The sequence below is a fragment of the Actinomycetospora succinea genome (genome assembly GCF_004363095.1).
Taxonomy (GTDB): domain Bacteria; phylum Actinomycetota; class Actinomycetes; order Mycobacteriales; family Pseudonocardiaceae; genus Actinomycetospora; species Actinomycetospora succinea.
This window is the reverse complement of sequence record NZ_SNYO01000001.1, coordinates 811145-833126: the sequence shown is the minus strand read 5'-3', so window position 1 is coordinate 833126 and position 21982 is coordinate 811145. Positions and strand designations below refer to the sequence as shown.

Sequence of the window (21982 nt, the reverse complement as noted above, 5' to 3'; positions counted from 1 at the left end):
CCCGTTAGGGCAGCCGCCAGTCGACCGGCTCGTCGCCGAGCTCGGTCAGGTACTCGTCGACCCGGCTGAACGGGCGTGAGCCGAAGAACCCGCGGTCCGCCGACATCGGGCTGGGGTGCGCCGACTCGACGGTCGGGACGTCCTCGCCGAGCAGCGGCTTGACCGTCTGCGCGTCACGACCCCACAGGACCGCGACGAGCGGCTGGTCCAGACGGCCGACGAGGGCCGCGACGGCGGCCTCGGTGACCTTCTCCCAGCCCTTGTTGCGGTGCGACCCCGGCGCGCCGGGCCCCACCGTGAGCACCCTGTTGAGCAGCAGCACGCCGTTCGCCGCCCAGGGCGAGAGGTCGCCGCTGCTCGGCGGCGGATGCCCGAGGTCGCTGGTGTACTCGCGGAAGATGTTCTGCAGGCTCTTCGGCAGCGGGCGCACGTCCGGCGCGACCGAGAACGACAGGCCGACCGCGTGCCCCGGCGTCGGGTAGGGGTCCTGGCCCATGATCAGGACGCGGACGCTCTCGAACGGCTGCTGGAACGCCCGCAGGACGTTCGCGCCCGCCGGCAGGTAGGTGCGGCCCTCGGCCACCTCGGTGCGCAGGAAGTCGCCCATCGCCGCCACGGTGTCCGCGACCGGCTCCAGCGCCTCGGCCCAGCCGGCCTCGACGGACTCGCTGAGGGGACGGGCCACGCTCATGCCTCCACACCGACCGGATGTCTGCCCCGGCGACGCTAGCCCCTCGCCGGGGGCGTTCCGCACCCACCCGGGACCCGGAGCGACGCTGGGCCTTTAGCGTGATCTTGCTGGTCGATTCCCGGCGTGGACCACGGAGCGTGTCCGGCCTCCGTCACACTCCAGCCGTGTCGGACTTCGTGCGTTTCGAGCTCACGGACGGCTCGGAGGTGCTCTTCGAGACGGCGAGCAGCGACCTGGTGCAGCAGTACGCGGGAGCCGCGACGACGACGGACGGCGGTGCCCTCGGCCAGCGGCTGGCCGGGGCGGCGGAGACGGCCGAGACCGTGGCCCGCACCCTGCGCTCCCGGCTGACCCCGAGCGAGCTCTCCCTCGAGCTCGGTCTCAAGGTGTCGGGCGAGGCCAACTGGTTCTTCGCCAAGAACCAGGCCGAGGGCACCATCAAGGTGACCCTCAAGTGGGCGGCGCCGCCCACGCCGGGTGCCGCGGTGCCGCCGGTCGAGGAGGACGCCCCGGCTCCGCGGAACCCGGCGCCCGACGCCGAGCCCCCGTCCTGAGCCGGTCGCCGTGAGTGGTTCCTCGACGGCGGTGGCCGCCACGGCCACGGTCTACGACGGAGACCGGCGGCTGGGCTCCGCGGTGCTCGTCGACCGCCGCCGGCTCCTGACCGCGCGCCACGTCCTGCCCGAGACCGCCCGCGGCCTCGCGGTGTCCTTCCCCGACACGGCCCCCACGGTGCGCCTGCCCGTCCGCACCGTGCCGCCCGAGGTCGAGGACGGCACCTCCCCCGACGTCGCGGTCCTCGAGCTGGAGGCCGGCGGGGGCGAGGACCACGACACCGTGGAGCTCCCGGTCCCGGTGCCGGTGCGGTCGGCGCGGCGGCCGCCCGACACGGTCGAGGTGTTCGGCTTCCCCACCGCCGACCGGTCGGTGGCCGGGGTGTTCCGCACGTTCCCCGTCGCGGGTCGCACGGCCGGCGGGACGATCCAGGTCGACTGGTCGCACCAGGGCACCATGCCGGGGCACAGCGGAGCGCCGGTCCTCGACGCGGCGACCGGCGAGCTCACCGGCATCGTCGTCGAGGGTGCCCCGCAGGGCGGCTTCGACCGCTACCTGCCCGTGGGCGCCGCCCACCGCCTCTGGCCGTCGCTGCCCCGGCCCTGGGTGGTGCACGGGCCGGAGGGCCGGGGGCACTTCCTGCGCCGGGCCGAGGGCCAGCACAGCGTCGACCGCGGCGGCGACCGCTTCCGCGGGCGGCGACTCGCCCTCGACCGGGTCACCGACTGGATGCGGCGCGACGAGCCGCCGGGGCTCCCCCTGGTCGTCACCGGGCAGCCGGGCGCCGGGAAGTCCGCGGTGCTGTCCCGGGCGGCGTTCCACGAGGCGACCGACGTCGCCGCCCTCGGGCTGGCGGTCCATGCGCGCGGGCTCACGCACCGCGAGTTCCTCGACCGGCTCGCCGAGCTGGTCGGCACCCGGCACCCGACCCCGGCGCGCGACCTGGTCGTCACCGATGTCGAGCGGGCCCGGGAGCCCGTCCTCATCGCCGTGGACGCCCTGGACGAGGCCGCGACCGCGGACGACCGCGTGAACCTCGCCCAGACCCTCGCCGAGCTCGCCCGCCTGCCCCACGTGCGGGTCTGTGTCGCGAGCCGACCGCTGGCCGCCGCCGACCGCTTCGCCGCCGGCACGCTGCTGCGACGGCTCGGGATGCGGTCCGCGGAGGCGCCGAACCTCGTCGACCTCGACGCCGACGCGTGGGCGGACGGCGACGGACTCGTGCAGTTCGCGGCGGCCGTGCTCGAGCAGGCCGGCGCCCGGCACCCGGGTCCGCCCGGGTGCGCCTGGGAGCACTACCGGGCGCACCCGGCGGTCCGGGACCGCCTCGCGTCGGTGATCGCCCGCCAGGCCCACGGCAACTATCTCGTCACCTCCCTCGCGGCCGCCGCCCTCTCCGACGCCGAGGACCCGCTGGACCCGGCCGATCCGGGGTTCGACCAGTCCGCCGTGCCGACGGACGTCGAGGACTTCGTCGAGCGGTTCCTGCACCCCGGCGGCGACGCCCCGGACGGGCACCGGGAGGCCCTGCTCTCGGCGCTCGCCTACGCGTACGGCGACGGCCTCGACGACGACACGTGGCTGCGGTTCGTCGCCGCGCTGGGGCACCACGCGGACCGCGACGACCTGGCGCGCCTGCGCACCTCGTCGGCGGCGGACTACCTGCTGCAGTCCGTGCCCGCCTCGGGCGGCGGCGCCCGCACCCGGGTCTTCCACCAGGCGCTCGTCGACGCCCTGCTCGGACGCCGGCTCGACCCCGTCGCCGACCAGCGCCGCCTCGTGCGGGCCCTCCTCGACGCGGTCGCCGCGGCGGGCGGATGGGAACACGCCGACGCGTACGCGCGCCGGCACGCCGCCGACCACGCCGCCGGCGCCGAGAGCCTCGACGAGCTCCTCGACGACGGGGACTTCGTCGCGGTCGCGGACTTCGTGCGCCTGCTGCCGCTGCTCAACGGCGAGAGCCGCCACAGCGGCGCCGTGCGGCGGGTGATCGTGCGCGCCGGGTCGCTGGGTGGCCGCCTCGCCCCCGGGCCGCGCCGGCAGCTGCTCGCGCTGGGCGCCGCCCACCTCGGGCGGCCGGACCTCGCCGAGCGCCACCTCGGCGACGGCGGGTCCGGCGTCCGCCCGCTCTGGGCGCACCACCTCGGCCAGCCCCACCAGCAGCTCGACGGCCACCGCAGCGCCGTGCGCGCCGTCGCGCTCGGCCGGGTCGATGGGCGCGGCGTGGTCGTGTCGGGCGGCGGGGAGACCGTGCGGCTGTGGGATCCGAGCACGGGCGAGCCGACGCGCTCTCCGCTCAACGCGCGGCGGGGACGCGTGCGGGCGGTCGTGGTCCGCCTCGCCCGCGACCGGGTGGAGATCGTGTCGGGGGGCGCCGACGGCACCGTGCGCCGGTGGGACGCGCGCACCGGCGCGCCGGTGGGACGGCCGACGGTCTGCTGGCCCGGCCCGGTCCGCGCGATGGCCCTGGGGACGCTCGACGGCCGCGAGGTGGCGGTCGGGCTGGACGACCGGGGCGTGGCGCTGCGCGACGTCTCCTCCGGCGAGGTGCTCGCGCAGCCGGCGGGGATCGACCCGGCCGTGGTGCGCTCCTTCGCGATCGGCCGGATCGGGTCGAAGGACGTCGTGGTCGTCGGCACCTCGGACGCGCGGCTGCACCTGTGGGACCCCGCCGAGCCGGGCGCCCCGGACGACGTCGCCAGCGGCCACGCCCGCTCGGTCACCGCCGTGGGGGTGGGCCGTCTCGACGGCCGCGACGTGGTGGTCACGGGCGGCGGGGACTCGCTGGTCGTGGCCTGGGACGTCACGACGCGCGAGCTGGTGCGCGAGCCGTTCACCGGGCACGTCCGCGCGGTCCGCTCGGTGGCCATCGGCGTGATCGACGGCCGGAACGTCATCGTGTCCGGCGGGGAGGACACCGCGGTGCGCGTCTGGGACCCGTCCGCCGACGCCCTGACGGGGCGGCCCCTCGACGGCCACCACGGCTGGGTGCGCTCGCTCGCCGTCGGACGGGCCGGCGGCGAGGACGTCCTGGTCTCCGGGTCCGACGACCGGCGGGTCGGGGTGTGGGACCCGGCCACCGGGAGGGCCCGCCGCTTCCTGACCGGTCACACGAGCCCCGTCCGCGGCGTCGCGCTCGCCGGGACGGAGGACCAGGAGGTGGTGGCGTCGGTCTCCGACGACCACACGCTGCGGCTCACCGCACTCGACGGCACCCCGCAGGTCGCCGCCCCGGTCTCCCGGCTCCACTCCTGGGCGCGCGGGGTCGCCGTCGGCACGGTCGGCGGGACGGAGACGGTCGTCGTCGCCGAGGTCGACCGCGTGCGGGTGCTGCGCGGTGGGCAGGAGGAGCAACGGGCGTGGCCCGGCCTCCGGGCCGTGGCCCTCGGCTCCTTCGAAGGGCGTGACGTGCTCGTGGCCGGCGGGGACGACGGCCTCGTGCTGGTCTGCGACGCCCTCTCCGGGGACCAGCTGGTGACGTTCGCCGACCACGACGACGCCGTGGGCGCGGTCGCGCTCGGTCGCCTCGGCGGCCACGACGTCGTCGCCTCGGGGAGCCGCGACGGCACGGTCCGGGTCGGCAGCGGCGCCGACGGCCGCGACCGCGAGGTCCTCCGGCACGGCGACCGCGTGCGGGCGGTGTCGACCGGCACCCTCGGCGGGCGGGACGTCGTCGTGACCTGCTGCGAGGACCATCTGGTGCGCCTGTGGGACCCCGTGGCCGGTCTCGTCACCGCCGTCGCGGTGCACACCCCGGCGACCGCGGCGGTCGTCGCCGGTCACACCCTCTACGTCGCGACGGGTCGCGCGCTGTGCGCTCTCACCGTCGACGCCGACGGGTCACACTGGCGCCCACCCCGGTGATCCGGGTCGGAGGTCGTCGCGGGGAGTGACGCGGCACTCGATCCTGCGACCGGGCAGGCGATGGGCTTACGGTCTTGCCCTTCCCCGTGCAGGGTCCAGCAGGCCAGAGAGGCGGTCCGTCAGTGTTCGGTATGTCCGAGCGGTCGGGGCTGAAGGTCGACGAGCACCTCCGGGCGTTCGTCGAGGACGAGCTGCTCGCGCAGGTCGAGCTCACCGGCGAGGAGTTCTGGTCGATCCTGGCCCGCCTGCAGGAGCGGTTCGCTCCCCGCATCGCGGCGGCGCTGGCCGAGCGCGACCGGCTGCAGGAGCGGATCGACGCGTGGCACCGCGAGCACGGCGCCGGGTCCCGCGACTCCTACGAGCAGCTGCTGACCGAGCTCGGGTACCTGGCGCCGGAGCCCTCGAGCGCCACGACGATCGACGTCGACCGGGTCGACCCGGAGATCGCCGAGGTCCCGGGCCCCCAGCTGGTCGTGCCGTCGACCAACGCCCGCTTCGCGCTCAACGCCGCGAACGCCCGCTGGGGCTCGCTGTTCGACGCGTTCTACGGGACCGACGCGCTGCCTCAGGAGCACGAGCTCGCCCCGGGCTACGACGAGCGGCGCGGCGCGCAGGTCATCGCGGCCGCCGACGAGCTGCTCGACGAGCTGTTCGCGCTGGAGCGCGGGAGCCACGCCGACGTCAGCGCCTACCGGGCGTCGACCGACGGCCTGGTCGCCGACACGGCCGACGGCACGGTCGGCCTCGCCGACCCGGCGGCGTTCGCCGGGTTCACCGCCCCGGACGCCGAGGGCCGGGGTCACGTGCTGCTCGTCCGCCACGGCCTGCACGTCGACCTGGTGCTCGACCCGACCACGCAGGTCGGCCGGCAGCACCACGCGGACGTCAGCGACGTCGTGCTGGAGTCGGCGGTGACCACGATCGTCGACCTCGAGGACTCCGTCGCGACCGTCGACGGCGAGGACAAGGCGCTGGCGTACCGCACGTGGCTCGGGCTGATGACCGGTGACCTGGTCTCGGAGTTCCGCAAGGGCGACCGGACCGTCACCCGGCGGGTCAACCCGGACCGCGAGTACACCGCCCCCGACGGCTCGCAGCTGACGTTGCCGGGCCGCTCGATGCTGCTGGTCCGCACCACCGGTCACCACCAGACCACGAACGCCGTGCTCACCGCGGGCTCCGAGGAGGTCGCCGAGGGCGTGCTGGACGCGCTCGTCTGCGCCGTCGCGGGCCTGTACGACCTGCGCGGGGTCGGGCCGCACACCAACTCCCGGGCCGGGAACGTCTACGTCGTCAAGCCCAAGCAGCACGGCCCCGACGAGGTCGCGCTGACCGTCGAGCTGTTCGCGGCGATCGAGGAGGCCCTCGGCCTCGACGAGAACACGCTCAAGATCGGCATCATGGACGAGGAGAAGCGCACGACGGTCAACCTCGCGGCCTGCATCGGCGAGGCCGCGCACCGCGTGATCTTCGTGAACACCGGCTTCCTCGACCGCACCGGGGACGAGATCCACACCTGCTTCGCCGCCGGCCCGGTGGTCCGCAAGGGCGACATGAAGTCGACGGTGTGGCTGCAGACCTACGAGGACCGCAACGTCGACGTCGCGCTGGCGGCGGGCTTCGAGCACCGGGCCCAGGTCGGCAAGGGCATGTGGGCCAAGCCCGCCGCCATGGCCGAGATGCTGGAGCAGAAGATCGGCCAGCCGAGGGCGGGCGCGAACACGGCCTGGGTGCCCTCGCCGACCGCGGCGACGCTGCACGCGCTGCACTACCTGCGCACCGATGTGCACGCGGTCCAGGAGGAGCTGGCGAAGCGGGAGACCGCCGACCGGCGCCACCTGCTGGAGCTCCCGCTCGGCGACCCGGGCAGCCTGTCCGAGGAGGAGCGGCGCCGCGAGCTGGAGACCAACGTGCAGTCGATCCTCGGCTACGTCGTGCGCTGGGTGGGGATGGGCATCGGCTGCTCGACCGTGCCCGACCTGGACGGGGTCGGGCTGATGGAGGACCGCGCGACCCTGCGGATCTCCAGCCAGCTCATCGCGAACTGGCTGGAGCACGGCGTCGTCGACGAGGCGACCGTCCGCGACACCTTCGCCCGCATGGCCGCCCTGGTCGACGAGCAGAACGAGGGCCAGGACGGCTACCCGCCCATGACGCGCGACCTCGACGACAGCGAGTCGTTCCAGGCCGCCCTGGAGCTGGTGTTCGCGGGCGGCAGCGAGCCCAACGGCTACACCGAGCGCGCCCTGCACCAGTGGCGGCGCAAGGCCAAGGCCCGCGCCTGACCCGACGCCTCAGGAAGGAGTGGGCGGTGACGCCACGGGTCGCGGTCTGCTGGGACGTCGACGGCACGCTGCTGCACGGCGGGCCGATCGGTGTCGAGGTGCTCGGGGCCGCGTTCACGCAGGTCACCGGCCACCCGGCCCGGTTCGACGCCATCCGGATGGGCGGGCACACCGACTGGCTCATCGGCGAGGCGCTGCGCGACGCGCTGGACGCCGAGGACGCCGCCGTGGTCAGCGCGCGGGGCGACGACTTCGGCCACGCCATGATCGCCGCGGTCAGCGACGGCTGGCACCGCCGCGCCGGAGACCTGGCCGCGGTCTCCCGCACGCTGCCGGGCGTCCGCGCGACCGTCGCCGCGCTCGCCGCCGACCCGGACGTCGTCCAGACCCTGACCACGGGCAACGTGCGCGCCGGGGCGACCGCGAAGCTCACCGCGGTGGGGCTCGCCGACGGGCCCATCGACCTCGGGCTCGGCGGCTACGGCGAGGGGCCGGGCGCGCGGGTGCGGGTCGTCGAGCAGGCCCGCGACGCGCTCACCGCCCGGTACGGCGCGGCCCCGACCATGGTCGTCGTCGGCGACACCCCCAGGGACGTCGAGGCCGCGCACGGGGCCGGCGCGATCGCGGTGGGCGTCGCCACGGGCCGCTCGTCGGTCGAGGAGCTGGTGGATTCGGGCGCCGAGCACGTCTTCGACGACCTCGCCGACCCCGCCCGTCTGGTGGCGGTCGTGCGCTCCGCGGGCGAGGATCGTCACGCAGCGGAAGCGGGGAGGTAGCACCATGCTCGACGCCGCCATGGTTCGTGAGTTCACGGATCTCCTGTCGGAGAACGGGGTCATCACCGACGAGGTGGGCCTGCGCAGCTACGAGTGCGACGGGCTCACCGGGTTCCGGCAGGTCCCGGCGCTGGTCGTGCTGCCGCGCGACGCGCAGGAGGTCGCCGGCGCGGTCCGGCTGTGCGCGAAGTACGGCATGCCGTTCGTCGCCCGGGGCGCGGGCACCGGCCTGTCCGGCGGCGCGATGCCCGTCGCCGACGGCGTGGTGATCTCGCTGCAGAAGCTGCGCCGCATCCTCGAGATCGACGTCGAGAACCGGCGCGCGGTCCTCGAGCCCGGCGTCTACAACCTCGAGATCTCCAAGGCCGCCGCGCCGTACGGGCTCTACTACGCGCCGGACCCGTCGAGCCAGCAGGTCTGCACCATCGGCGGCAACGTCGCCGAGAACTCCGGCGGCGCGCACTGCCTGAAGTACGGCTTCACCACCAACCACGTGCTGGAGATGGAGGTCGTGCTCGCCGACGGCTCGGTGGTCACCCTCGGCGGCCCGACCGGCGAGCAGGCGGGCCCCGACCTGCGCGGACTGTTCATCGGGTCCGAGGGGACGCTCGGCGTCTGCACCAAGGTGACCGTCCGGCTGCTGCAGACCCCGGAGACGGTCCGCACGGTGCTCGCCGACTTCCCGTCGATCGAGGCGGCGGGCGACACCGTCGGCGACATCGTCGACGCGGCGATCGTCCCGGCCGCGGTGGAGATGATGGACTCGCTGGCGATGGAGGCCTCCGAGGCCGCGACCGGCGCCGGGCTCACCGTCGACTCCCCCGCCGCGCTGATCATCGAGCTGGACGGGCCCGGCGACGAGGTCGAGGCGGAGTTCGAGCACCTCACCGCCATCTGCGAGCGCCACGGCGCCACCCGCCTGCACGTGCCGACCGAGGCCGAGGAACGCCAGAAGGTGTGGAAGGGCCGCAAGGCCGCGTTCGCCGCCGTCGGCCGGATCAGCCCGGACTACATCGTCCAGGACGGCGTCGTCCCGCGGACCCGGCTGGCCGAGGTGCTCACCCGCATTGCGGAGATGGGCCGCGACGCCGACCTGCGCGTCGCGAACGTCTTCCACGCGGGCGACGGCAACCTGCACCCGCTGGTGCTCTACTCGGAGGCCGCCGGCGAGCACGACGCCGCGGAGAAGCTCTCCACCGACATCGCCGAGCTCTGCGTCGAGCTGGGCGGGTCGCTCTCGGGCGAGCACGGCATCGGCACCGACAAGGCCTGCTCGATGCCGGCGATGTTCTCCGAGGACGACCTCGGCGTCATGCACCGCGTCCGGCTCGCGTTCGACCCCGACTCCCGCTGCAACCCGGGCAAGCTCTTCCCGACGCCCCGGCTGTGCGGCGAACGTCCGGGCAAGTACGCGCCCCACCCCCTCGAGGAAGCCGGAGTGATCGAGCGCCTGTGAGCACCACCGTCACGCCCACCACCGTTGACGACCTCCGCGACGCCGTCCTCGACCGCCCCGGCACGCTCCGCGTCGCGGGGGCCGGCACCGCCGCCGACTGGGCGGGCACGCCCGCGCCCGCCGACACAGTCCTGGACCTCACCGGCCTGAGAGGCATCGTCACCCACAACCCCGGCGACATGACCGTAGAGGTCCGCGCCGGGACGCCGTTCGCCTCCCTGCAGGAAGAGGTCGGCGAGCACCACCAGCGCGTGGCCGTCGACCCGGCCCGGGCCGCGGCGGGGGCCACCTTGGGCGGGCTGTTCGCGACGGCCGACTCCGGGCCGCGCGCGCTGCAGTACGGCTCGCTGCGCGACCTCGTGATCGGCGCGACGATCGTGCTCGCCGACGGCACCGTGGCGCGCTCGGGCGGGCACGTCATCAAGAACGTCGCGGGCTACGACCTCACCAAGGTGCTGCACGGCGCCCACGGCACGCTCGGCGTGATCGCCGGGCTCGTGCTGCGCCTGCACCCGTCCCCGCAGGCCACCGCCACCGTCGCGGTCCCGTGCGACCGGGCCGCGTCGGGCGACCTCGCGCGCCGGATCGCCGACAGCCCGGCCGAGGCGGTCGCGGTGCAGTGGCACGCCGACCGGCTGCTCGCCATGGTCGAGGGCTCCGAGAGCGGCGCCGACGCCCGGGCCCGGCGGCTCACCGACGCCGTGGGCGGCGAGCTCCTCTCCCCCGACGACGCGGGGGCCGCGTGGGAGGCGCACGCGGCCGCGGTCGACCGGCGTGGCGACCGGGCCGTGCTGCGCCTCGGCGTCATCCCCTCGGCGCTGACCGGGGTGCTCGACGGGCTCGAGGCCGACTCCGGGGGGCTCGCCGACGTCACCACGTCGCCGCGCACGGGAGTAGCGACGGTGTCCCTGCCCGCCGACGCCGACGTCGTGGCCGCCGCGCACCGCCGGGTCGCCGAGGCCGGCGGCACGTCGACGCTGCGCCAGCGGCCCGCCGGCGCCGAGCTGCCGGCGTTCGGGCCCGCGCCCGCGTCGGCGGTCGTGCTGCGCGCCGTCGCCGCGTCCCTCGACCCCGACCAGCGCCTGGGCCGCGGGCGCCTGTCGCCCTGGATCCCCGAGCCGACCGGAGTGACCGCATGACCTCCCACCCCACCACCGGCCCGTCGCCCGACTTCTCCTCCGAGCGCGGCGAGAAGCCCGCCCCGGAGCGCGCCGACGTCCTCGGGGGCGACTTCGGGTCCTTCGACGACCACCGCCCGCCGGCCCAGGAGCTGCTCGACGACTGCGTGCACTGCGGCTTCTGCCTGCCGACGTGCCCCACCTACGCGCTGTGGGGCGAGGAGATGGACTCGCCGCGCGGGCGCATCTACCTCATGGAGATGGCGGAGAAGGGCGAGATCCCGCTCGAGGGCGCGTTCACCACCCACATCGACCGGTGCCTGGGCTGCATGGCGTGCGTGACGGCGTGCCCGTCGGGCGTGCAGTACGACCGGCTGCTCGAGGCGACCCGGCCCCAGATCGAGCGCCACGTGCCGCGCTCGCGGGCCGACCGGCTCTTCCGCGAGGCGATCTTCGCGCTCTTCCCCTACAAGCGGCGGCTGCGTGCGGCGTCGATCGGCGGCGCGCTGTACCAGAAGCTGCGGCCGAAGAGCATGGACAAGGTGATGGCCAAGCTGCCGTCCCGGCTCGCCGCGATGGAGTCGCTGCTGCCGCCGGTGCGGGTGCGCGAGGCGTTCGCCCGCATCCCGGCCCGGACGCCCGCGATCGGTCCTCGTCGTGGGCGGGTCGGCCTGCTCACCGGGTGCGTCCAGGACGTGTTCTTCCACCCGGTCAACGAGGCCACCGTGCGCGTGCTGGCCGCCGAGGGCTGGGACGTCATCGCGCCGCGCGAGCAGACCTGCTGCGGGGCGCTCGGGCTGCACGCCGGCCGCGAGCCCGAGGCGGTCGAGCGGGCGAAGAAGCTGATCGCGACGTTCGAGCGCGCCGAGGTCGACACGATCGCCACGAACGTCGCCGGCTGCGGGTCGTCGATGAAGGAGTACGGCGAGCTGCTCGCCGACGACCCGGCGTGGGCGGAGCGCGCGCAGGCGTTCGCGGCGAAGGTGCGCGACATCTCCGAGGTCGTCGACGAGACGCTCGCCGACCCGCGGGCGCGCCGGCACCCCATCGAGGCGACCGTCGTCTACCACGACGCCTGCCACCTCGGGCACGCCCAGAAGATCCGCTCCGAGCCGCGACGGGTGCTGCGTGCGATCCCGGGCGTCGAGCTCGTCGAGCTGCCCGAGGCCGAGCTGTGCTGCGGGTCGGCGGGGATCTACAACATGCTCCAGCCCGAGGCCGCGGGCGACCTGGGGCGGCGCAAGGCGGGCAACATCCGCGGCACCGGCGCCGACGTCCTCGTCACCGCGAACCCGGGCTGCCTGCTGCAGATCCGCAAGTACCTGGAGGGCGAGCTGCCGATGCTCCACCCGATCCAGCTCGTCGACGCCTCCATCCGCGGCGTCCGGCCGCCGGAGATGGGCTGACCTACCTATGTGAGCGAACTTCGGTGCCATAGCACCGAAGTTCGCTCACATACCGGCTCAGTGCTGGACGGCAACGTCCATGACCCAGGTGACGCCGAAGCGGTCGGTGAGCATGCCGTAGAGCGGCGACCACGGGGCCGGGCCGAGCGGCTGCCGCACCTCGGCGCCCTGCGCCAGGCCCTCCCACAGCGCGGTGACCTCCTCGGGCGTCTGCCCGCGCATCGACACGAAGAACGACTCGGTGCCCCGGTCGAACGCGCGCGCCGCGGGCACGTCGAACGCCATGAGGTGGAAGCCGCCCGGCGCGGCGACCTCGCCCCACATCACCTGCTTCGCCTCGGCCGGGTCGCCCACCGCGCCCAGGTCCTCGTAGGTGACGATCGTCGGCTCGCTCCCGGCGACGCCGGCGTAGAACTCGAGCGCCTCGCGGGCCTCGCCGCGGAAGTTCAGGTGGACGACGGTCTGCACGGACATGGGATGGGCTCCTCCTGTTGGCTGCAGAACCCATGGTCGTCGCAGAAGAGGCCAGCTTCTGGCCTCTTCTCGTCGAGAATGGAGGACGTGCACGAGACCTCAGCCCGCCTGCTCGCCCTGCTCTCGCTCCTGCAGGCGCGCCGCGACTGGCCGGGCGGGCTGCTCGCCGAGCGCCTCGAGGTCAGCCCGCGCACCGTGCGCCGCGACGTCGACCGGCTGCGCGAGCTCGGCTATCCGATCCAGGCCACCAAGGGTCCCGACGGCGGCTACCGGCTCGACGCGGGCGCGGACCTGCCGCCGCTGCTCTTCGACGACGAGCAGGCCGTGGCGCTCGCCGTCGGGCTGCAGATCGCGGCGACGAGCGGGGCCGGCGTCGAGGAGGCCGCGGCCCGCGCGCTGGGCACCGTGCGCCAGGTGATGCCCGCGCGGCTGCGGCACCGGATCGACGGGCTGCGGGTCACGGCGCTCGGCGCCTCGACGACCGTGGACGCCGGCGTGCTCGCCGCCCTGGGGGATGCGGTGCGGGCGCGCGAGGTGCTGCGGTTCGGGTACGGCTCCGACGCTGCGACGAGACGCGCCGAGCCCCACCACCTCGTCACCCGGGGCGGGCGCTGGTACCTCGTCGCCTGGGACCTCGACCGCGCCGACTGGCGGACCTTCCGCGCCGACCGGATCACCCCGCGCACCCCGACCGGGCCCCGCTTCACGCCGCGCGAGGTGCCCGGCGGGGACGTGGCGGCGTTCGTGGCGGGACGGTTCCGCGGGAACCCGGGCGCGGGTGACTGGCCCTGCCGCGGCGAGGTGATCGTCGCCCTGCCCGCCTCCGAGGTCGCCCCGTACACGCGCGACGAGCTGGTCGAGGAGATCGACCCGGGGCGTTGTCGGCTCGTCGCCGGGGCGTGGTCGTGGATCGGCCTGGCGGCGAGCCTGGGCCGGCTCGACGCCGAGATCGAGGTCGTCGGCCCGCCCGAGCTCGCCGACGCCTTCGCCGCCCTCGCGACTCGCTTCGCGCGCACCGCCACCCCACGTGCGTGATCTTCTGAGCTATAGCTCAGAAGATCACGCACGTACTCAGCGCCAGTGCAGGTAGCCCGGGTCGCCGGCGCCGCCCCAGCGGTCGGCGTCGACGGTGACGCCGGTGCCGGCGCGGACCTCGCCGCACACCACCCAGCCGGCGGGCACCACGTCCTCGCTCGGGAAGGTCGCGACGAGGGAGTGGTCCTCGCCGCCGGTCAGCGCCCAGTTCATCGGGTCGCCGCCGAGGGCCGAGGCGACGTCGCGCAGCTTGTCGGCCACGGGCACGAGCCGCGAGGACAGGTCGATGTGCACGCGCGAGGCGGCGGCGACGTGGCCCAGGTCGGCGAGCAGCCCGTCCGAGGTGTCGATCATCGACGTCGCGCCGGCGAGCGCGGCGACGGGGCCCTCGCGCCAGGGCGGGCGCGGCGTGCGGTGCGCGGCGACCATCGCCACCGGCGAGCGGAACCCCCGGCGCAGCACCGCCATCCCGGCCGCCGACCACCCGAGCACGCCCCGCACCGCCACGATGTCCCCGGGGCGCGCGCCCGACCGGGTGACGGCCTCCCGACCCTCCAACGAGCCCAGCGCCGTGATCGAGACCACGATGGTGTCCGACGACACGGTGTCGCCCCCCACGACGCCGATCCCCGCGTCCGCGGCGGCGTCCCAGACCCCGGACGCGAGCCCGTCGAGCACCTCGGTGGGCGTCGTCCCGGGGCACGCGAGCGAGAGCAGCAGCGCCGTCGGGACCGCCCCCATGGCGGCGACGTCGGCGAGGTTCGCGGCCACCGCCTTGCGCCCGACCTGTTCGGGCGCGGACCAGTCGAGGCGGAAGTGCACGCCCTCGACCAGCGTGTCCACGGTCGCGACCACCCGCCCGTCGGGCGCCGCGACGACCGCCGCGTCGTCGCCGGGGCCGAGCAGGGTCTGCTCCGGCTGGAAGCGGTCGGCCGTGAAGCGGTCGATCAGCCCGAACTCGCCGAGCTCCCCGGCCGTCTCCGCGGCAGACGGGGTCGCCCGATCGGGCGCCGACCCACCGGCGGTGCCGCCGATGCGCCGGACCGACCCCTCGGATCGTCCGTGTCCCCCGCGCCCGTTCGCCGTCCGGCTCACCCCTCGACTCGCTGCGGTACCTTCCCTGCCACCCTGGCCGACGTCACCGTCGGCCCGTTCCCCCGAGGAGGCACGTCCGTGGTCCAGGCCTACATCCTGATCCAGACCGAGGTCGGTCGTGCCGCCGCGGTCGCCTCGGACGTGGCCGGCATCGACGGTGTGACCCGGTCCCAGGACGTCACGGGACCCTACGACGTCATCGTCTGCGCCGAGGCCGATGACGTCGACACGCTCGGGCGGGATGTCGTGGGCGCGGTGCAGAAGGTCCCGGGGATCACCCGCACGCTCACCTGTCCCGTCGTCTCCACCGACTAGGCCCCCGTGGTCCTCTCCCGCGCGCCGCGGGTGGTGCGCCGGCTGCCCCGCGTGCTCGTCGGCCTCGCGCTGACGGTGCCCGTGCTGCTGGTGGCGGGCGTGATGGTGGCGTCGGTGCTGCTGGTCCGCGAGCCCGTGCCCGACGTCGACACCGTGCGGCTGCCGGTCTCCGGGGTGCCGACGCCGGCCGCGGCGAGCGCCGACTGCTCGCGGCTGCTCTCCGGCCTGCCCGGCGAGATGGCCACCCAGCGCGGGATGATGGCGCGCCGCGTGCTCGCCGACCCGGTGCCGCCCGCCACCGTCGCCTGGGGCGGCGAGCACGGCACGACGCCGGTCGTCATGCGCTGCGGGCTGCCGCGGCCGCCCGAGCTCGCCGGCGGCGGGTCGCTGACCGTCGTCAACGGCGTGGACTGGATCGAGGTCGACGACGGCGTCCCGGGCAGCGCGACCTGGGTGACCACCGACCGCGCCGTCTACGTCGGCCTGACCGTCCCCGACGACGTCGGCACCGGGCCGATCCAGGACATCTCGCGCGGGGTCAAGATCGCGCTCGTCAGCCGCTGAGGTGTGACCGCCGCGCCAGCGCCGTCTCCACGAGCGTGGTGAGCAGCGTCGGGTAGTCGACGCCCGCGGTGGCCCACATGCGCGGGTAGAGCGACGTCGCCGTGAACCCGGGCACCGTGTTCAGCTCGTTGACCACCAGCGACCCGTCCGCGGTGAGGAAGAAGTCGACGCGGGCCAGGCCCTCGACGTCCATCGCCTGGAACACCGCGACGGCCGTGGCGCGCACGGCCTCGGCGACGTCGTCGTCGAGCTTCGCGGGCACGTCGAGCTCGCAGGCGTCGTCGAGGTACTTGGTGTCGAAGTCGTACCACCCGGCGTCCCCGCCGACGACGCGGATCTCGGCGGGCACGCTCGCCTCGACGCGGCCGTCGGGGTGCTCCAGCACTCCGCACTCGATCTCGCGCCCGACGATCGCCGCCTCGACCAGCACCTTCGGGTCCTCGGCGCGGGCGGTGGCGATCGCGGTGTCGAGGTCGGCCCAGTCGGCGACGCGGGTGATGCCCACCGACGACCCGGCGCGCGCGGGCTTGACGAACACCGGCAGGCCGAGGCGGGCGCGCTCGTCGTCGGTGAGGGTGTCGCGGTCGCGGGTGAGCACGACGACGTCGCCGACGGCCAGGCCGGCGTCGCGCAGCAGGCGCTTGGTGATGTCCTTGTCCATCGACGCCGCGCTGGAGAGCACGCCCGCGCCGACGTAGGGCACGCCGGCGCTCTCGAGCAGGCCCTGCACGGTGCCGTCCTCGCCGCCGGGGCCGTGCAGCACGGGCAGGACGACGTCGACGCGGCCGAGCGAGCTGCCGTCGTCGAGGGCGATCAGCTCGCGGCGCGTCGGGTCGGCAGGCAGGGCGACCGGGCGCCCGGAGGTCACCTCGGGCAGCTCGCGGCCCTGGAGGCGCAGCTCGGCGGGGTCGGTCGGGCCGAGCACCCAGGCGCCGTCGGGCGTGATGCCGACGGGGACCACGTCGTAGCGGGCCGGGTCGAGCTGGGCGAGCACGCTGCCCGCCGACAGACAGGAGATCTTGTGCTCGCTGCTGCGTCCCCCGAACAGGACGACCACGCGGGGACGTTCCGTCATGGCGCCGGAGCGTACGCGGGGCTACAGCGCCGTCCGCACCGCGTACAGCTCCGGGAAGAAGGTCAGGTCGAGCACGCGGCGCAGGAACGACGCGCCGCTCGTGCCGCCAGTGCCGGTGCGCAGGCCGATGGTGCGCTCGACGGTCTTGAGGTGACGGAAGCGCCAGAGCTGCAGGTTGTCCTCGATGTCGACGAGCTCCTCGCAGGTCTCGTAGACGTCCCAGTGATGCTCGGGGTCGTCGTAGATGGCGCGGAACACCTCGACCAGCCGCGGGTCCTCGCGGTGGGGCACCCGGACGTCGCGCTCCAGGACGTCCGCGGGGATCGCGTGGCCGCGGCGGGCGAGCAGGCGCAGGAACTCGTCGTAGAGGCTCGGGCGGTCCAGCGCCGAGGTGAGCAGGGCGCGGGCGGTCTCGTCGTCGGCGTGCACCTCGAGCATCGCCGGGTCCTTGGCGCCGAGGACGAACTCGACGGCGCGGTACTGGTAGCTCTGGAACCCCGACGACGACCCGAGGAAGCCGCGGAAGCGCTGGTACTCGGTGGGCGTGAGGGTCGCGAGCACCGTCCACTGCTCGATCAGCTGCTTCTGGACGTGCTTGACGCGCGCCAGGCGCTTGAGGGCGAGCGGGAGGTCGTCGTCGGCGAGGTCGTCGCAGGCGCCGGTCAGCTCGTGGAGGGCGAGCTTGAGCCAGAGCTCCGAGGTCTGGTGCTGGATGATGAACAGCAGCTCGTCGTGGGCCTCGGGGCGCGAGAGCGGGGCCTGTGCGGTGAGCAGCGCGTCGAGGTGCAGGTAGCGCCCGTAGGTCAGCGGCTCGGTCATGCCGCCAGGATCCTCCTCAGACGCGCCAGCGCCTCGTCGAGCTCCGCGGCGCCGGGACCCGCCCAGCCCACGAGGATCCCGAACACGGTGCCGGGGCCCAGGTGGTACTCGGCGAGGCCGCTGACGAGGACACCGGCGTCCTCGGCGGCCCGGAGGACGGCGTCCTCGGTCGCGCGGTCGGGCAGCGGGACGACGAGGTGCGCGCCGGCGCGGTCGCCGCGCACGGTGCGGCCCGCGCCGGTGACGGCGTCGACGACCCGGGTGCGGCGGGCGGCGAGCTCGCGGCGCAGGCGGGCGAGGTGGCGGGCGAGCGCGCCGTCGGCGTGCAGGGCGGCGACCACCTGCTGGCCCGCCGGCGCGGGGCGCACGCTCGTGGCCCGCCGGCGCGCCAGCACCGCGTCGCGCCAGGCCGGCGGCGCCACCATCCAGCCCGCGCCCAGTCCGGGACTCAGGATCTTGCTGGTGGTGCCGAGGTGCACGGTGACGTCCGGGGCCAGGCCGGCGAGCAGGGGCAGCGGGGCCACGTCGTAGCGCAGCTCGCCGTCGTAGTCGTCCTCGACGAGCAGCAGCCCCTCGGCGCGGGCGCGGGCGACGAGGTCGGCGCGCCGGGCCACGGGCAGGCGCGCGCCGAGGGGGTACTGGTGCGCGGGCGTCAGGTAGACGGCGTCGACCCCGGCCGGCACGTCCGCCACCCGCAGGCCCTCGGCGTCGACGGGCACCCCGACCGGCTCCGCCCCGGCGTCGCGCAGCAGCGCGGTGGCCCGCCCGTAGCCGGGCTCCTCGACCGCGACGCGCGGCGGGCGGCCGGTCGCGGTGCGCAGGACGGCGACGAGCTCGGCGAACCCGTCGGTGGTCCCGGACGTCGCGAGCACGTCGTCGGGCGTCGCCGCGAGCCCGCGGTGGTGCAGCAGCAGGCGCGCGACGGCGTCCCGGTAGGCGGGGACGCCGGCGGGCTCGGGGCGCGCGGCGGGCTCGACGTCCCCGGCGCGCCGCCACGCCCGCCGCCACGCCTGCCGGTCGAGCACCGCGACGCACGGCGAGCCGGGCCGGAGGTCGACGGGCTCGGGGCTACGTGCGTGATCTTCTGAGCTATCGCTCAGAAGATCACGCACGTGGGGAGCCGTGGCCAGCACGTAGGTGCCGGCGCCGCGGCGGGGGCCGAGCCAGCCCTCGGCGACGAGCTGGTCGTAGGCGGCGGCGGTGACCGTGCGGCTCACGCCGAGCTCGTCGGCCAGCGCGCGGGTCGAGGGCACCCGCTCCCCCACCCGCAGCGCGCCGCGGGTCACGGCGGCCCGCAGGCCCTCGGCGAGCTGGACCGCGAGCGGGGTCGTGGCGGCGCGGTCGAGCGGCAGCGCGAGCTCCGGGGACACACCGCGCACGAGTGGCCTCCTGAACTCGGCCGGGAGTGGCCGTTCGAGGATGCCACCGCGTCGCCCACCCTGGGAGACATGACCAGCACGCTCTCCCCCACCGACCGCTCGAGCGTCCGCCGCCACCGCGACCGCCAGCGCAGCGACCGGGCCGAGCTGCACGCCGTGCTCGACGAGGCGCTCGTCGCGCACCTCGGCCGCGTCGTCGACGGCGAGCCCGTGGTGCTGCCGACGATGCACGCGCGGGTCGGCGACACGCTCTACCTGCACGGGTCGAGCGGCGCGGCGAGCCTGCGCGGCGGCGAGCCGGTGTGCGTCACGGTCACGCTGATCGACGGGCTGGTCTACGCGCGCCGCTGGTTCACCCACTCCGCGAACTACCGCAGCGCGGTCGTCCGGGGCCACGCGCGGAAGGTCACCGACCCCGACGAGGCGATGACGGCCCTGCGCGCGCTCGTCGCCCACGTGGCTCCGGGCCAGGAGGACCACGCCGCGGCGCCGACGCGCAAGGAGATGGCCGCGACCTCGGTGATCGCGGTCGACCTCACCGAGGCCAGCGTCAAGGCGCGCACCGGCCCGCCCGGCGACGGTGACGCGGTCGCCGAGGGGGACGCGCGCTGGGCCGGGGTGGTCCGGCTGGAGACGCGCGTGGCCGAGGTCACGACGTGTCCGGCGCTGCCGGAGGACACGCCGGTGCCGGCGCACGTCCCAGCCGTGGAGAAGTAGACGCCGTGGAGTCCTAGACGAGCGCGGCCTCGCGCCGCACGGGCACCGGCACGCGCCGGCGCAGCTGCACCGTCGTGCCCGACGGACCGGGCAGGACCGCGGTGGCGTGCATGAGCTCGCGCATCAGCGGCAGACCGCGACCGCGCCAGCCCGGGCCGCTGCTCGGGCGCCACGCCCCCTCGTCGACGACGGTGACGACGAGGTCGCGGCCGGTCAGCAGCGGGCAGGACACCGCGGCCCACAGCGTCATGAGGCCCGGCGCGCCGCGCTCGGCGTAGGCGTGGTCGACGACGTTGGCCAGCGCCTCGTACACGGCGAGCGCGAGGTCGTCGGCCGTGTCGGCGTCGGTGATCTCGCCGACCCAGCAGCGGAAGCGCCGACGCAGTGTGGCCGCGTTCTCGGTGGTCGCGAGCGCGCAGAGCTCCAGCGGCGCCACGGCCGTCGCCGGCGCCGTCCTCGGGCCCATCCGCTGCAGCACGTCCATCGCGGGCAGTGTTCCCGGGGCCGTCGGGGGCAAACGTGGTGGGTGGGAGACGACGCGGAGCGGAGCTCGACCGGTGTGCGGGCTCACTCCACCTTCAGCTCGCGGTTGATCAACTCGTCGCCGACCTCCTTGGCCGACACCTCGCCGTCGCACACCCGCCGCACCGCGTCGACGATCGGCGTGTCCACGGCGTGCCGACGGGCCAGCTCGCTGATCGCGTCGCACGACTTGACGCCCTCGGCGACCTGGCCGTGGTTCGCCTCCTCGGCCTCGGCGACGGTCAGCCCGCGGCCCAGCGCCTCGCCGAAGCGCCGGTTGCGCGAGAGCGGCGAGGCGCAGGTGGCCACGAGGTCGCCCATCCCGGCGAGCCCGGCGAGCGTCAGCGGCTCGGCGCCCAGCGCCACGGCGAGCCGGGAGATCTCGGCGAGCCCGCGCGTGATCAGCGAGGCCATCGTGTTGTCGCCGTAGCCGAGCCCGGCGGCCGTGCCGCAGGCGAGCGCGATGACGTTCTTGCAGGCCCCGCCGAGCTCGCAGCCGACGACGTCGGTGTTGGTGTAGGGCTTGAAGTAGCCGGTGGAGCAGGCGTGCTGCACGGCGATCGCGCGGTCGTGGTCGGGGCAGGCGACGACGGTCGCGGTGGGCTGCTCGGCGGCGATCTCGCCGGCGAGGTTGGGCCCGGAGACCACGGCGACGCGGCCGGGGTCGGCCTCGGTGACCTCGCAGATCACCTCGCTCATCCGCAGCAGCGTGCCGCGCTCGACGCCCTTGGCGAGGCTGACGAGCGTCACGCCCTCGGGCAGGTGCGGACGCCAGTGCTGGAGGTTCTCGCGCAGCTTCTGGGCGGGGAGCGCGAGCACGACGGCCTGCGCCCCCGCGAGGGCCTCGTCGGCGTCGGCGGTCGCGGCGAGCTCGGCGGGCAGCTCCACGTCGGGCAGGTACTCGGGGTTGCGGTGCTCGCGGGTGACCGACTCGGCGACCTCGGCGCGCCGCGCCCACAGGGTCACCGGCGTCCCGGCGTCGGCGAGGACCTTGGCGAACGTGGTGCCCCAGGAGCCCGCGCCGAGCACCGCGACCCGGTCGAGGGGGCGGATGCCGTCGGGGATCACCGCGCTCACTGCTCCGTGCTCCGCGACTCCGGGCCGCGCGTCCCGCGGGTGACCTCGGGGACCGGCTCGCCGCGCACCTCGCCGAGCAGCTCGCGCACCGCCGTCATCATCCGCTCGGTGGTCTCGCGCAGCAGGGGCCGCGGGCCGCGGTCGGCGAGGCGGGCGCGCAGGTCGTCCATCGGGATCGGCGGCCCGGCCTTCACCGTGATCGTCGTGCGCCACGACGGGCGGAAGCGGCGCCGGTAGTGGTCGTACACCGACTTCGTCCCCCAGTGCACGACCGGGATGACGGGGACGTCGACGTCGAGCGCCAGGCGCGCCGCGCCCGACCGCGCCGCCATCGGCCACCCGTCCTCGTCGCGGGTGATCGTGCCCTCGGGGTAGATCACGACGACGCCGTCGTCGGCGAACGAGGCCTGCGCCGCCTCCAGGCTCGCCCCGGCCTCCGCCGACCCGCGGCTGACCGGGATCTGGCGGCTCCCCTGCAGGACCCGCCCGAACACCGGGATCTTCCACAGCGACGCCTTCGCGAGGAACCGCGGCACCCGGCGCGCCCGGTGCACGAACACCGCCGTGTAGACGGGGTCGAGGTAGGAGACGTGGTTGCACACCAGCAGCGCGGGACCCGTCGCCGGGATGTGCTCGAGGCCCTCCATCCGGCGCTTCGCCAGCAGCAGGGTCAACGGATAGAACACGAAGGCCGCCAGCGCCACCGCCGGCCCGCCTTTCTCGCGCGCCGGTGCCACCGGGTCGCCACCTCCGCCTCGG

At 75.5% G+C, this 21982-nt stretch carries 20 protein-coding genes; 11 read left to right on the top strand and 9 right to left on the bottom strand.

Features of this window, described 5'->3' with window-relative positions; genetic code table 11:
• Window positions 1-4: 4 nt before the first annotated feature.
• Window positions 5-691, bottom strand: a complete 687-nt coding sequence (locus tag EV188_RS03930) for a uracil-DNA glycosylase (RefSeq protein ID WP_133824877.1) — start codon at window positions 689-691, stop codon at window positions 5-7.
• 164 nt (window positions 692-855) lie between these two features.
• Between EV188_RS03930 and EV188_RS03925 the strand changes: the two genes are divergently transcribed.
• From EV188_RS03925 to EV188_RS03895, 7 genes are all read left to right on the top strand, one after another.
• Window positions 856-1245, top strand: a complete 390-nt coding sequence (locus tag EV188_RS03925) for a CU044_2847 family protein (RefSeq protein ID WP_133824876.1) — start codon at window positions 856-858, stop codon at window positions 1243-1245.
• Window positions 1246-1276: 31 nt separating this feature from the next.
• A complete protein-coding gene (locus tag EV188_RS03920) occupies window positions 1277-5110 on the top strand; it encodes a hypothetical protein (RefSeq protein WP_133824875.1) in 3834 nt (1277 codons plus the stop codon).
• A gap of 131 nt (window positions 5111-5241) precedes the next feature.
• A complete protein-coding gene (locus EV188_RS03915; RefSeq protein WP_133824874.1) occupies window positions 5242-7395 on the top strand; it encodes a malate synthase G in 2154 nt (717 codons plus the stop codon).
• Between the two features lie 26 nt (window positions 7396-7421).
• Complete coding sequence (locus EV188_RS03910) at window positions 7422-8171, top strand: HAD family hydrolase (protein ID WP_166659702.1); 750 nt, start codon at window positions 7422-7424, stop codon at window positions 8169-8171.
• A gap of 4 nt (window positions 8172-8175) precedes the next feature.
• Window positions 8176-9627, top strand: coding sequence for an FAD-binding oxidoreductase (locus tag EV188_RS03905; protein ID WP_133824872.1), 1452 nt, complete (start codon window positions 8176-8178; stop codon window positions 9625-9627).
• Window positions 9624-10766, top strand: a complete 1143-nt coding sequence (locus EV188_RS03900; RefSeq protein ID WP_133824871.1) for an FAD-binding oxidoreductase — start codon at window positions 9624-9626, stop codon at window positions 10764-10766. Before EV188_RS03905 ends, EV188_RS03900 begins: the two co-directional genes overlap by 4 nt.
• A complete protein-coding gene (locus tag EV188_RS03895; protein ID WP_133824870.1) occupies window positions 10763-12151 on the top strand; it encodes a (Fe-S)-binding protein in 1389 nt (462 codons plus the stop codon). Before EV188_RS03900 ends, EV188_RS03895 begins: the two co-directional genes overlap by 4 nt.
• Before the next feature lie 57 nt (window positions 12152-12208).
• On the opposite strand, the gene EV188_RS03890 is transcribed toward EV188_RS03895, so the two are convergent.
• Window positions 12209-12625 carry a VOC family protein gene (locus EV188_RS03890; protein WP_133824869.1) on the bottom strand — a complete coding sequence of 139 codons (417 nt, stop codon included), beginning with the start codon at window positions 12623-12625 and terminating at the stop codon, window positions 12209-12211.
• Window positions 12626-12712: 87 nt separating this feature from the next.
• Here EV188_RS03890 and EV188_RS03885 point away from each other — a divergent pair, with 87 nt between their 5' ends.
• Window positions 12713-13660: a helix-turn-helix transcriptional regulator gene (locus tag EV188_RS03885; RefSeq protein WP_133824868.1), complete on the top strand. Its 948-nt coding sequence runs from the start codon at window positions 12713-12715 to the stop codon at window positions 13658-13660.
• A gap of 36 nt (window positions 13661-13696) precedes the next feature.
• Here the strand turns inward: EV188_RS03885 and EV188_RS03880 are convergent, their stop codons facing one another.
• Complete coding sequence (locus EV188_RS03880; RefSeq protein WP_133825390.1) at window positions 13697-14695, bottom strand: thiamine-phosphate kinase; 999 nt, start codon at window positions 14693-14695, stop codon at window positions 13697-13699.
• A 138-nt stretch (window positions 14696-14833) separates the two neighbouring features.
• Between EV188_RS03880 and EV188_RS03875 the strand changes: the two genes are divergently transcribed.
• Both EV188_RS03875 and EV188_RS03870 read left to right on the top strand, forming a co-directional pair.
• On the top strand, window positions 14834-15070 hold the full coding sequence (locus EV188_RS03875; protein ID WP_133824867.1) for an Lrp/AsnC ligand binding domain-containing protein: 237 nt from the start codon (window positions 14834-14836) through the stop codon (window positions 15068-15070).
• 6 nt (window positions 15071-15076) lie between these two features.
• Window positions 15077-15634 carry a DUF3515 domain-containing protein gene (locus EV188_RS03870; RefSeq protein WP_243741455.1) on the top strand — a complete coding sequence of 186 codons (558 nt, stop codon included), beginning with the start codon at window positions 15077-15079 and terminating at the stop codon, window positions 15632-15634.
• On the opposite strand, the gene EV188_RS03865 is transcribed toward EV188_RS03870, so the two are convergent.
• From EV188_RS03865 to pdxR, 3 genes are read right to left on the bottom strand one after another with little or no spacing between them, the layout of a single operon-like run.
• Window positions 15624-16709 (bottom strand): D-alanine--D-alanine ligase family protein, encoded by a 1086-nt coding sequence (locus tag EV188_RS03865; protein ID WP_133824866.1) that lies wholly within the window; start codon window positions 16707-16709, stop codon window positions 15624-15626. The genes EV188_RS03870 and EV188_RS03865 overlap by 11 nt on opposite strands.
• 21 nt (window positions 16710-16730) lie before the next feature.
• A complete protein-coding gene (locus tag EV188_RS03860; protein WP_133824865.1) occupies window positions 16731-17528 on the bottom strand; it encodes a tryptophan 2,3-dioxygenase in 798 nt (265 codons plus the stop codon).
• Window positions 17525-18907 (bottom strand): MocR-like pyridoxine biosynthesis transcription factor PdxR, encoded by a 1383-nt coding sequence (pdxR, locus tag EV188_RS03855; RefSeq protein ID WP_243741454.1) that lies wholly within the window; start codon window positions 18905-18907, stop codon window positions 17525-17527. The genes EV188_RS03860 and pdxR overlap by 4 nt, the downstream gene beginning before the upstream one ends.
• A 69-nt stretch (window positions 18908-18976) precedes the next feature.
• On the opposite strand from pdxR, the gene EV188_RS32425 reads away from it, so the two are divergent.
• Window positions 18977-19624 (top strand): pyridoxamine 5'-phosphate oxidase family protein, encoded by a 648-nt coding sequence (locus EV188_RS32425; RefSeq protein ID WP_243741453.1) that lies wholly within the window; start codon window positions 18977-18979, stop codon window positions 19622-19624.
• Window positions 19625-19637: 13 nt separating this feature from the next.
• On the opposite strand, the gene EV188_RS03845 is transcribed toward EV188_RS32425, so the two are convergent.
• The 3 genes from EV188_RS03845 to EV188_RS03835 all read right to left on the bottom strand — a co-directional run bounded on the left by EV188_RS03845 (window position 19638) and on the right by EV188_RS03835 (window position 21960).
• Window positions 19638-20108 carry an ATP-binding protein gene (locus EV188_RS03845; protein ID WP_133824862.1) on the bottom strand — a complete coding sequence of 157 codons (471 nt, stop codon included), beginning with the start codon at window positions 20106-20108 and terminating at the stop codon, window positions 19638-19640.
• An 83-nt stretch (window positions 20109-20191) separates the two neighbouring features.
• Complete coding sequence (locus EV188_RS03840) at window positions 20192-21223, bottom strand: NAD(P)H-dependent glycerol-3-phosphate dehydrogenase (protein ID WP_243741452.1); 1032 nt, start codon at window positions 21221-21223, stop codon at window positions 20192-20194.
• Window positions 21220-21960 (bottom strand): lysophospholipid acyltransferase family protein, encoded by a 741-nt coding sequence (locus EV188_RS03835; protein WP_243741451.1) that lies wholly within the window; start codon window positions 21958-21960, stop codon window positions 21220-21222. The genes EV188_RS03840 and EV188_RS03835 overlap by 4 nt, the downstream gene beginning before the upstream one ends.
• Window positions 21961-21982 lie beyond the last annotated feature (22 nt).